This window comes from Gordonia sp. NPDC003585, assembly GCF_040610755.1.
In the GTDB taxonomy this organism is placed as follows: Bacteria; Actinomycetota; Actinomycetes; order Mycobacteriales; family Mycobacteriaceae; genus Gordonia.
On the sequence record NZ_JBEXMX010000027.1, the window covers coordinates 50045 to 61597 of the forward strand.

General features: G+C 63.1%; 10 protein-coding genes and 1 pseudogene. 7 read left to right on the top strand and 4 right to left on the bottom strand.

Translation table 11 applies throughout. The features are described from left to right. Positions 1-14: 14 nt before the first annotated feature. Positions 15-755, bottom strand: coding sequence for an SDR family NAD(P)-dependent oxidoreductase (locus ABZW74_RS09825; RefSeq protein ID WP_240857799.1), 741 nt, complete (start codon positions 753-755; stop codon positions 15-17). A 157-nt stretch (positions 756-912) separates the two neighbouring features. Here ABZW74_RS09825 and ABZW74_RS09830 point away from each other — a divergent pair, with 157 nt between their 5' ends. Further along, on the top strand, positions 913-1746 hold the full coding sequence (locus tag ABZW74_RS09830) for a helix-turn-helix transcriptional regulator (protein WP_240857800.1): 834 nt from the start codon (positions 913-915) through the stop codon (positions 1744-1746). Between the two features lie 69 nt (positions 1747-1815). Then, the gene (locus ABZW74_RS09835; RefSeq protein WP_355275923.1) at positions 1816-2421 is read left to right on the top strand and encodes a hypothetical protein; all 606 of its coding nucleotides are present in this window, start codon (positions 1816-1818) and stop codon (positions 2419-2421) included. Between the two features lie 6 nt (positions 2422-2427). Here the strand turns inward: ABZW74_RS09835 and ABZW74_RS09840 are convergent, their stop codons facing one another. Further along, the gene (locus ABZW74_RS09840; protein WP_240857802.1) at positions 2428-2784 is read right to left on the bottom strand and encodes a hypothetical protein; all 357 of its coding nucleotides are present in this window, start codon (positions 2782-2784) and stop codon (positions 2428-2430) included. A 55-nt stretch (positions 2785-2839) separates the two neighbouring features. Further along, positions 2840-5182: an endopeptidase La gene (gene lon, locus ABZW74_RS09845; protein WP_355275925.1), complete on the bottom strand. Its 2343-nt coding sequence runs from the start codon at positions 5180-5182 to the stop codon at positions 2840-2842. A 172-nt stretch (positions 5183-5354) separates the two neighbouring features. Here lon and ABZW74_RS09850 point away from each other — a divergent pair, with 172 nt between their 5' ends. The 5 genes and pseudogenes from ABZW74_RS09850 (at position 5355) to ABZW74_RS09870 (ending at position 10816) form a co-directional block, all read left to right on the top strand. After that, positions 5355-6080, top strand: a complete 726-nt coding sequence (locus ABZW74_RS09850) for a TnsA-like heteromeric transposase endonuclease subunit (protein WP_006369927.1) — start codon at positions 5355-5357, stop codon at positions 6078-6080. Then, positions 6077-8086: a helix-turn-helix domain-containing protein gene (locus ABZW74_RS09855; protein WP_079931101.1), complete on the top strand. Its 2010-nt coding sequence runs from the start codon at positions 6077-6079 to the stop codon at positions 8084-8086. The genes ABZW74_RS09850 and ABZW74_RS09855 overlap by 4 nt, the downstream gene beginning before the upstream one ends. Continuing rightward, positions 8083-9156, top strand: a complete 1074-nt coding sequence (locus ABZW74_RS09860; RefSeq protein ID WP_006369929.1) for an ATP-binding protein — start codon at positions 8083-8085, stop codon at positions 9154-9156. The genes ABZW74_RS09855 and ABZW74_RS09860 overlap by 4 nt, the downstream gene beginning before the upstream one ends. After that, positions 9122-9604, top strand: a pseudogene (locus ABZW74_RS09865) (TniQ family protein); the annotation flags it as partial. The gene ABZW74_RS09860 and the pseudogene ABZW74_RS09865, both read left to right, overlap by 35 nt. Before the next feature lie 159 nt (positions 9605-9763). Then, complete coding sequence (locus ABZW74_RS09870; RefSeq protein ID WP_020169780.1) at positions 9764-10816, top strand: hypothetical protein; 1053 nt, start codon at positions 9764-9766, stop codon at positions 10814-10816. Between the two features lie 332 nt (positions 10817-11148). Here ABZW74_RS09870 and ABZW74_RS09875 read toward each other — a convergent pair. Continuing rightward, positions 11149-11553 (bottom strand): hypothetical protein (locus ABZW74_RS09875; RefSeq protein ID WP_279941196.1); only part of this gene is annotated, 405 nt, incomplete at its 5' end.

Here is an 11553-nt window from a genome sequence, read left to right on the forward strand (position 1 = left end):
GGCCAGGGTATGCCCTAGACGTGCGCCAGCGCTGCCATCAGGTCATCGCGGTTGCCGTTGAGTTCGGCGAACCGCAGCGGCTTTACGCGTTCGACGAGGATCTCGCGGGTGGCCTCCGGGAGAAGGTGCATCACCTCGTCGAGGAAGTCGTCGAGCGGCATCGCCCATTCGGCCTCTGCCTGCCCGGGCATGAGATCGGTCTGGACGGCCGGCGGGACGAGCTCGAGAACACCGATACCGCTGTCGGCCAACTGGATTCGCAGGCTGTCGGTGAAGGAGTGGATGGCCGCCTTGGTTGCGCTGTAGGTGGGTGTGCCCACCATCGGGGTGAACGCGAGCCCCGAGGACACCGTGATGATCGTGGCGTCGGGCTGTGCGGCGAGGAATTCGGTGAACGCCGCCACCAGGCGCAGGGGTCCGAGGATGTTGGTCTCCACCTCCGCGACCGCTGTGCTGAGAAAGTCGTTGTCGCGCAGATCTTCTGAGCGCATGATGCCGGCCATCGCGATCAGCACGTTGGTGTCCGGGAATCGTCGCTGGACCTCGGCGGACACCCGCACGACGTCGTCGGCGTCGGCGGTGTCGATGCGGACGGTCTCGATGCCGGGGTGCGCGTCGGCGATCTGCGACAGCAGTTCTGTGCGTCGACCGCCGACGATGACCCGATTGCCCGCCTCGTGCAGGCGCAGTGCGAGACCGAGCCCGATTCCCGAGGTCGCGCCCGGGATGAAGATGGTGTTGCCGCTGATACGCATGATCTGTCTCCTTGTTGACGACTGAACTTTTCGACCTCCACACCACCGCAGTGCGGCGAGGGCAACAAGGCACCACTCATCCACGGACCGTCGATCCCTGGATGAGTACGGGCCGATCGGCAAGAGTGGAATGCAGAGTCGATCGTGAGGAGGGCCCATGGACTTCGACCGGGCCGGTTTGGCGGAGTTCCTGCGACGCCGCCGGGAGGCGCTGACGCCTGCGGACGTAGGGTTGCCCGCCGGGAGTCGGCGTCGTACCAGCGGATTGCGTCGCGAAGAGGTCGCGCTGCTCGCGCAGATGTCCACGGACTACTACAGCCGCCTCGAACAGCAACGCGGCCCGCATCCGTCAGAGCAGATGCTGACCGCGTTGGCCCGGGCGCTGCACCTGTCGCTCGATGAGCGTGACCACCTTTTCCGGCTCGCCGGCCAGCACGCTCCGGGACGCCGATCGGCGTCCGACCACGTCGGGCCGGGGATGCTGCGGATCGTCGACCGTCTCGCCGACACACCGGCGATGGTCGTCAACAGCGCCGGTGAGACGCTGCTGCAGACCATGCCGGCGAAGGCTCTCGTAGGCGACGAGACGCACTTCGAGGGCGTCGCACGCAGCATCGCCTACCGCTGGTTCACCGACCCAGCGACCCGACAACGCTTCCCTGCCGACGACCACGACCATCACGCACGAGCCCACACCGCCCGACTGCGCGCCGCGGTCACCACGGAGGGACCCGACTCCCGCGCCGCGGTGATCGCCGACGCCCTGCTCGCGGAAAGCCCCGAGTTCGCGTCGTTGTGGAAGGAGCACGACGTGAACGTTCGGCTCACCGACCAGCGCAAACGGCTGCTCCATCCCGAGCTGGGGCTGATCGAGGTGTTCTGCCAGACCCTGTTCGACCCCGACGCCAACCAGGGCCTGCTCGTCTACACCGCGACCCCGGGCACCGTGAGTCACGAGAAACTGGCCATGCTGAGCGCGGTGAGCGTGTGAGGCCATTCGCGAACGAGCGACTACATTCGGCGAGGTTGGTCACGCGGACGGGACGGGGGTGCGCCGCACATGGTTACCGGCAACGCGACACCCGATCGTCGTGCCCAATTCAGCAGCGCCGCCTTCGACGTCGTCGCGTCCGGCGGATTGAGAGCACTCACGCACCGCGCCGTCGACGACGCTGCCGGCGTGCCCCCCGGTTCGGTCAACTACTACGCACCCAACCGTTCCAAGCTGCAGCAACTCGCGCTCCAGGAAGCGTTTGAACGGATGCGGGAGATCGCGGTGCGCGAGTTCGAACCGATCTTCGACACCATGGCCGGCGGTCACCGGCCGTCGGAGACGATGATCCTCGACTGCGTGGTGAGGTTCATCGAGGCGATGACGACGGAGGGTCGCGGACTCGTGGTGGTGCGGCATGCGCTGCTGATCGAGGCGCAGTTCGATCCGGCGCTGCGCGAGCTGATCGTGGCCAATCGCAGTCGGTTCGTGGGGTTTGCCGATCAGATCACGCTTGAGTTCTGGCCGAAGCGCCCCACCCGTGCCGCCGAACTGATCGTCGCGGTGATCGAAGGCCTCATCCAGCAGCAGACCCTGGTCACCGCACAGCCGTTCGATGCGGCGATGAATCGTGAGACTGTCGCGCGCGTCCTGGGATTCTCGGCGAAGAGCTGAGCTGGTTCAGTCCGGCGTGGGGATGAGCGCGTCACCCGGGAAGCCGCGGACCGGGTGAACGTCGAACTCGAAGACGCCGGCCTGTACGGCCGGGTCGTCGTTCATGATCTTCGCGGTGGTTTCGGGGTCTTGGTCGAAGATCCCGTAGCCACGGATGTCGGAGTCGTCGCTGGCACCGAGGATGATCGAGAGTTTGCCGCTGGCCCGCAACGAGAAGTTGCGGCGGCTGTGCTCCCAAATGAGGGGTTTCGCCTCGTCGGTGTGGAACTTGGGGCCGGCTTTCAGGACGACCACCGAATACGGCTGCGAGTACGCGATGATCGTCTTCATCTCCGCGTCGGTGATCGGTGGGAGGTCGGACATGCAAAGCTCCTTTGCTGACACGTGCCGAGGTTTCCCTCCCACCGTAGCCCGACGATCAGGCCGCTGTGTTCACTGTCTCTGCGGTCACCTCGGCCGCCGGCTCGAGAGCGGCCGCGACGACGTCGGCGACATCGGCGAACGGCGTCACCGTCACCGCGTCGAGGACCTCGGCCGGGACATCGTCGAGGTCGGCCTCATTGCGTGGCGAGATGAACACCTGGGTCAGCCCGTTGCGTTGGGCGGCAAGCAGTTTCTGCTTGAGCCCACCGATGGGCAGGACCCGGCCGTTCAGCGTGACCTCGCCGGTCATGCCGACCTCGGCCCGCACCTTGCGGCCGGTGGCCATCGACACCAGCGCGGTCACCATCGTGATACCGGCGCTCGGACCGTCCTTGGGCACCGCGCCCGCGGGGACGTGGACGTGGATGGTGCCGTCGAGGTTCTTCGGGTCGATGCCGAGTTGATCGGCGTGGGCCCGGACGTAGGAGAGCGCGATCTGCGCGGACTCCTTCATCACGTCACCCAGTTGTCCGGTCAGTTGCAGACCGTTCTTCCCCTCGGTGCGGTTGGCCTCGATGAACAGGACGTCGCCGCCCATGCCGGTGACCGCCAAACCCGTTGCCACACCGGGCACCGCGGTCCGTTCGGCCGACTCCGGGGTGAACCGGGCCCGGCCCAGATAGTCCCGCAGGTCGGGTTCGTCGATCGTGACCGGTGCTTGGGATTTGCCCGACGCGAGGTTGGTCGCCGCCTTGCGCAGCGCCTTGGCGAGGAGCCGTTCGAACTGTCGCACACCGGGTTCCCGGGTGTAGTTCGCGGCGATCTCGCGCAGCGCAGCGTCGGTCACGGTGACCTCGTCGTCGTCGAGCGCGGCCTTCTCGGCTTGCCGGGGCAGCAGGTAGTCGCGGGCGATCGCGACCTTGTCGTCCTCGGTGTAGCCGTCGAGCGTCACCAGTTCCATGCGGTCGAGCAACGCCGACGGGATGTTCTCGATGACGTTGGCGGTCGCGAGGAACAGGACGTCGGAGAGGTCGAGATCGAGGTCGAGGTAGTGGTCGCGGAACGTGTGGTTCTGCGCGGGGTCGAGGACCTCGAGCAGCGCCGCCGCCGGGTCACCCCGGTAGTCCGAGCCCACCTTGTCGATTTCGTCCAGCAGCACAACAGGATTCATCGATCCCGCTTCGCCGATGGCGCGCACGATCCGGCCGGGCAGCGCGCCGACGTAGGTGCGCCGGTGGCCGCGGATCTCCGCCTCGTCGCGGACGCCGCCGAGGGCGACGCGCACGAACTTGCGGCCCAGCGCGCGTGCGACGGACTCACCGAGCGACGTCTTGCCGACGCCGGGCGGGCCGGCGAGCACCATCACGGCACCCGATCCGCGTCCGCCGACGACCTGCAGGCCGCGCTCGGCACGACGCGCACGCACCGCCAGGTATTCGACGATGCGGTCTTTCACGTCGTCGAGTCCGTGGTGGTCGGTGTCGAGGATGTCGCGGGCACCCTTGATGTCGGTCGAGTCCTCGGTGGTGACACTCCACGGCAGGTCGAGCACGGTGTCCAACCATGTTCTGATCCAACCGGTTTCGGGTGACTGGTCGCTGGCGCGTTCGAGCTTGCCGATCTCGCGCAGTGCGGCCTCGCGCACATTGTCGGGCAGGTCGGCGGCTTCGACGCGGCCGCGGTAGTCGTCGGCGCCGTCAGGCTCGTCCTCGCCGAGTTCCTTGCGAATGGCGTTGAGCTGCTGCCGAAGCAGGAACTCCTTCTGCTGCTTCTCCATGCCGTTACGCACGTCGTCGGCGATCTTGTCGCTCACCTCGGTCTCGGCGATGTGCTCGCCGGTCCAGTCGATGAGCAGCTGCAGGCGTTCGCCGACGTCCGGCGTCTCCAGCAGTTGCCGCTTCTGGACATCGGTGAGCCACGACGAGTAGCCGGACGTATCGGCCAGCTCCGACGGGTCACTCATCTTGTTGACGGCGTCGATGACCTGCCAGGCCTCGCGTCGTTGCAGCATCGCGAGCACGAGCTTCTTGTACTCGGCCGCCTTTGCCCTGGTCTCGTCGGTGATTGTGGGATCGTCGGTCTCGGTGACCTCGACCCACAGCGCATTGCCGTTGCCGGTGGTCCCGGTCCCGATGTGGGCGCGCTGCTCACCTTTCAGCACCGCCGCAGTCCCGCCGCCGGGAATGCGCCCGACCTGCACGATCGACGCGATCACGCCGTAGGTCGGGTAGCGGTCGTCCAGTCGCGGCGCGACCAGCAGTTTGCCGGACTCGCTGGCACGTGCAGCATCAATCGTCGCCTGAGCAGCGTCGTCGAGCGGGATCGGCACGACCATCCCGGGCAGAACCACGACGTCGGGCACGAACAGCACGGGCAGTGAATAGGTCTTGTCAGACATTCATCCTCCAAAGTTCAGTCTGACCGACTCAACCCTGATGGCGGGATGTTTGTTCCCGGTGGATTTATGCCGTGGGTGAAGTGTAGCTTCTCACCGAACGTGTCATTTTCTCATCGGCTTGTCATAGGCGTGTCATCGTTCTCATCGGGCTGTCATGCGGCACGATAGCAAAATGCCTGATCAGATCGGTGCGACCGAGATTCGCTTCGTTACCGAAGCCGGTGACGAGACCATCAGTCAGGTCAGGGATCACTCGATCAGCTCGATGGCCCGAGCCCAGCCAGTGCGCCTGCCACCGTCCCACGCCGGCCAACGCCACTATCCAGGTCTTTTTTGGACCCGTACAACAGCCGACCACGTGGTTTACGAAAGCCTTCTCGAACGCGACCGCATCTTGCTTGCCGACTTCGATCCCGAAGTCGTTTGGATCACGGCGCAACCTTTCTGGATCACCGGCGACGACAGAGGTACCGGCCGACGCCACTGTCCCGATCTCCTACTGACGCGGGCTGATGGGTCATATTTGGTCGTGGACGTCAAGAATCCACGAATCGCGCAGAAAGACGAGGTCAAGGCCGTGTTCACGTGGACCAAGGTGGTGTCCAAGCGCCTCTCCGCCGATTATGAGGTTTGGACCGGCGAGGACTCGGCATTGATCAACAACATCAGATTCGCTTCTCAGGCTCGCCGCGAGTCGCGCGCGGCCCTGTTCCAGACGGTGCTCGAACGATTTCCAGAGGAGCTCTCAATCGCGCACGCTGAAGCCACACTCGCAGCCGAGCGGATTGCACGGCCTCGACACATCGTCCTCGAGCTTCTGTGGACGGGCACCTTCACGGCCGATCTCACCCGGCCATTCGGCGACAACACCTTGATCCATCGAGCCGAGGCCGTATGAGCAACACTTATCGACTTGCTGTTGGCGATCGGGTGTGGATCGACGGATCCGTGGTCCGCATAGTCGAGATCAGCGACAGTCGGTCGATAGTCGAATCGGATCGCGGCACACGAGCGGTGAGCACTCCACACCTCGTGAGGTCTTCTCAGCCGCTCGACGCACCTCGCAGGCCCTGCGAGACGTCCGGACAACTGCTTTCGAATCTTACGAAGAAACAGCAAGAGACTTACAACGCACGGCTCGCCGTCGTCGAAGCAGTACTGGAGATGCATCACAACAGCGGCGACTCTATCGGTCGCAGCTCCGAAACGGTCGCTCTCGCACACAACATGTCTGACCGCACCGTCAAACGCTGGGTGAAGGCGTATCAAGAGTCAGGACCAGCCGGCCTCGTCGAAGCAAGGAAGCAGCGCTCGCCGATCGACCCACTCTGGCGGGAGGCGTGCCTCGACGTACTCAATCGGTACACACGCGAATCCACACCCAGCAGAAACATAGTAATCGACCAGGCCAACAATCTGCTGACCGAGCGGTGTGGCGCCGATCTGGCGCCCACCCCATCCAATGCGACCGCCTACCGCTGGCTGGACGAGCTCTCCAAGGGTCGCTATTCATTTGGCAGCGGAAAGGCACGGCGAATCGCCGCCGACCGGCCGGAGGCCCCGTATGGCCGTTTGCGCGCCACGCGCCCCGGAGAGTACTTCGTACTCGACACAACGCGCCTCGACGTGTTCGCGATGGAGCCGATCACGCTGCGTTGGGTGCCGGTCGAACTCACTGTGGCGCAAGACCTCTATACACGCTGCATTGTCGGTCTGCGCCTGACCCCGATTTCAACCAAGGCAATCGACGTGGCCAATGTGTTACACCAGTCGGTGACGCCCCAAGAACCGGTCGACGACGGAGCGTGGCCGTTTCACGGCGTGCCTAGTTCGATCGCAATCGAACGCGACGACCCGACCGCAGACGATGCCACTCCGAGCATCCCAGGCTGCCTACCCGAGTCAATCGTTGTTGACCATGGCAAGATCTACCTCTCGCACCATGTCAGATCCGCCTGTGCGCGACTCGGAATCTCGATTCAGCCTGCGATCGTAAAGAAGGCGTCAGACAAGCCAACTGTCGAACGCTTCTTCAAGACCATTCGGCTCGGCCTGCTTCAGCAACTGCCGGGCTACAAGGGACCCGACGTCTATCACCGCGGTGAAGACATTGAGAGTCAAGCGTTCTACTACGTCGCCGAGCTTGAGTCGATAATTCGCGAGTGGACAGCTCGGGTGTACCACCGGTCGAAACACGAAGGCTTGTGTCTCCCTGAGACGCCCGGCCTCGAGCTATCACCGCTCGAAATGTACGAGATCGGCCTGGCTCGCGCCGGTGGACTCACCATCCCGTCCTCACCGGACCTTGCGTACGAGTTTCTCAATGTGGAGTGGCGCACGATCCAGCACTATGGCATAGAAGTGGATGGGCGCCGATACGATGGCGCGGCGCTCAACCCTTACCGGAATAGCAAGTCCAACTTCGGTGGTCCGAAGGCTAGAAAATGGCCAATCCACATAGACAGCGGCGATGTTCGACGCGTGTACTTCCGCGACCCCTCATCTGGCAAATGGTCGCCTCTGGTCTGGGAGCACGCAGGTGGACTCGACCAGCCCTTCTCCTCGGACGCCGCCGACTACACCAAGCTTCTGGCCGTCCGCGAAAACCGGCATGTCGACCCACAGGACGCCGTCCGCAACCTCCTCGATGAGTGGTCCAAAGGCAACACCAAATCCAAGCGCGACCGCGCCCTCGCACGACGCCTGGCCAGCACCCGTTCCACGGCAAGCGATACTGGCGATGGCCAACCTGACGACGAGATTGCATCACTGCCAGGAGTTATCGACCTTCTCGCGAGGAGAGCAGAACGTCGCCCTCCAGGTTGGGATTTGGACGATGACCTCGATGTGTTTGAGAAGTACCAAGGTGCAGACGATTCGAGCTATGAGGTATTCGACGAATGAGTAACCCATGGGCACTATGGCTTCGAAACAATCAACCGCATCGCTACAACCTGGCGTCAAAAGTGGGCTGGCACGACTTCGTGCATTCGCCGCCGCGCGCGAGCCTGGAACTCCTCACGAAGGGACAGATCGCAGCGCTCAGCGACGACGAGCGCGAAGACTACAACGAAGCTCGCTTTGTATGGAATGCCAACCTCCCGACTGTCAAGACAGCTCAACTCACGCACGCCTTCGCTGTCATCGATCAAGTCATGGCGTCCAACCGTCGCGATGGCGACCGCCTCCGCGGATCGGTCGTGATCGACGCCCCGCCAGGTCTCGGTAAGACCACCATCGCCATCCGCTACGCAAGGCAGTTCCATCGAACTGCAATTCGCCGCCTCAGCAGCGAGACCGCCGCAGGCGATCAGCGTATTCCGGTCGCCTTCATCCCGCTCGATGCTGGAATCACCCTCAAGGGCCTGAACAGAAAGATCCTCGCCTTCTATGGCCATCTGGGGGTAGCTGGTGCGAATACTTCTGGTTTGGGTGCGCTCGCGGTCGACTGCGTACGGAGCTGCGAGACTCAGATAATTGTCATCGATGACCTTCACTTCATCGACTTTCGAGACCGTCACGGTCGCGAAGTAAGCAATCATCTGAAGGGCTTGGCCAACGAAATGGCGGTCACGTTCATTTACGTCGGTGTACGCCTCACAGAGAAGAAGTTCTTCGACGAGGGCCTGGGAGGCGATGACGGTGCCGTGTACGCACAGACTGCCCGCCGTGCCACACGTGCACGCGTCGCGCCGTTCAACACCGACTCCGATGCCAGCAACGTCGCCTGGATCTCGCTTCTCAACGCCCTCGAATTGCACCTAATGCTCGCCGCGCAAACGCCTGGGACACTATCCGATTTCGGCAAGGAACTCTTCCGCCGAACGCAAGGGCACATCGGTTCACTGACGAACCTGCTCGATCGGGCCGCCTATCTGGCTATTAAGACGGGCACCGAGCAAATTACTGCGAGCATCCTGGAGGAGGTCGTCGTTGACAATGCCGCTCAGCGGCTCACCACTCCCAAGAGGTGAGAGAACCGACGCGGAGCAACTACCCTCCGCAATTGCGATACCAGACGGGTACAACCCGCGGCGGCTTCCCATACTCGTCGCCCCCAGGGACGATGAGACCGCACCGAGTTGGCTGCGCCGTTTCGGCCACCGCTACGGACTCACCGCACGCGCGCTACTCCGAGAACTCGGGATTCCAACGAGTGCCTGGTCCCCCACACGAGTCTCTGCGCATATCGCTGAGCACAGTGATTTGATTGTGGATACGGTGGGGCTACCGGACGAACGAGCCCGATACCTCCGGGCAGGACTCATATCCGAGGCTGTTTCCGCATTTCGCACGCACTGGGAACGGTACGGTAAGTCTTCGGAATCGATGCCCCTCGACCCTTCCTACTGTCCCGAATGCCTTGCTCAGCAAGGATACTGGAACTCGACATGGTCACTGCCGCTACACCGCGTCTGTGTCGAACATGCGATCTTGATGCCTACCAACTGCCCTCGGTGTGCCGAGACGCCGTGGGCGGGCACGAGTTGGCCCAATAGCACCGACCCCAACTGGGCCTGTCCGCAGCGCGACAATCGCCCCCGAACACCAAGAACTCGACACGCATACTGCGGCCACGACTTGCGCGACGTCGAGTTCCGTAGGGTTGCCCCCGAGATCGTTGAAGCTCAGGTTTGGATTCTCGAACTCGCACGCGGTGCATCAGAGCCTTCGACGAACAGCTTTGGCGGTCAGCGGTTCAGTACACGCGAATACTTCGACGCGGCTCTGACGCTGGGCAAGCCCATTATGAGCTGTCAGGCAGCAAGCGACCCTGACGCCGCGTGCCTCGAGCAACTCCTCAAGGTAAAGTCCATCCTCTGCGAGGAGGACGTTCATGCGGCTCATTCGCTCGCCGTAGAGCAGAGCGTCCTTACTCCAGGAACCTGGCTTCTCAGGGACGGCCGAGATTTGCCCCGTAGTCGGACGAATGCGGTTATCGGCCACCTCGCCATCACCCCGCTCGCCGAAAAGCTATCGCCGACGGCACAACTGACGTTTCGAGTTGCTAGTGGGTGTGCCCGTTATCCGACGGCCCACGAGATCCCGGGCAACCACATTCCTCTCTCGTCGATACCTCAAGTTCACTGGACGGGATTCCGCGACTACACGACTGCGAAGGATCGCGCCGTCCTTTCCATGCTCCTTGCACGGTCTGGGACCGCGAGACCTTGGGGCCATATCGCTTTCGCGCTAGGACTGCCTCACGAATTCTCGCGCTACCCACCACTACTCATCCGCCAGATCAAGCGCAGCGGCGATTGGACCGACACCCTGGATCAGATCGAGAACCAGACCCGGGAACTGCTCACCGGCCCGCCTCCTATCGATTACCACCGCCGGCGGCTTCAACTTGCCAATCCAGATCTCACGATCTCCATTGCGAGAATTCTTAGCACGAGCCGCACGTTCAGAGCAGTGACTCCACACGCGCTAGCCGTCGCGATTTGGGAGGTCTACACCGGCGGGGCCGCCGAGTTCGCGACAGAATCGCTCTACTCTGAGGATTCCAACGACGGCGATCTCAGCTCGGCGCGCAACCTGGTACGCGAGCAGTGGTCCACAATCCGATCAAACAGCCTGTTGCCTGACCTGGGATTCGGCGAGGAGCCACTTGAATGGCGCCCACCTTGAAGGAGCTACGTGCAGACAGGACACTCCGGCAACAGATCTGACTCGCGCTCGTCAGTGGCTTCGAGAATGCCCTCACTCTACCGCGGAACGCTTGAGGCGGATCAGCACATGTGCCGCGCAGATGTCTACGAGGCGAATGAGTCATACCGACGCCACGGGCTCAAAGGAGTCGGGCAACTCAACTCACTGATGGAAATCCTCCTGCAGCACACCTTCAACGCCGCAAGTCCACGCTATACACCGTGGGAAATTGATCGAGAACCACCAGGGCGTGCAATCTCCCTGCCGCCGACGGCATGGCCGCCGAGTTCGGAACCGACCCTTGCGACACGCTACCCGGATGGTCCGACGAACTGGTAGTCGAACGCCTCGGTCTTGATCGGGCATCGCCCGCAGGGTCGCGCGAGGTGTGGGCATTCGTCGGCGTCGCTTGCAACAATGCCCATGTGAAGTTCCGTCGCCGCAACCTCGAAGCTCTTGGAAACCTCGTCGTGGGCAACCTCGGACGCGACGATGCCCAGAACGTCGACGAAGTTCGGTACTTCCCGTATCGCTCCAGCATGTACATCACTGAGTTCTTTCAAGAGTTGGAGACGGAGTACCAGCACGACGGCTCCACCCGCCACCGGTGGGTTGCCGACGTGTGACGTGTAAGGGCTCGGGACATGCTTGACGTCGTGTCGTCGGGACATCGTTGACGTCTCACGCTTGTCGGTGGTCGCAGTCAGAGTGTGGGG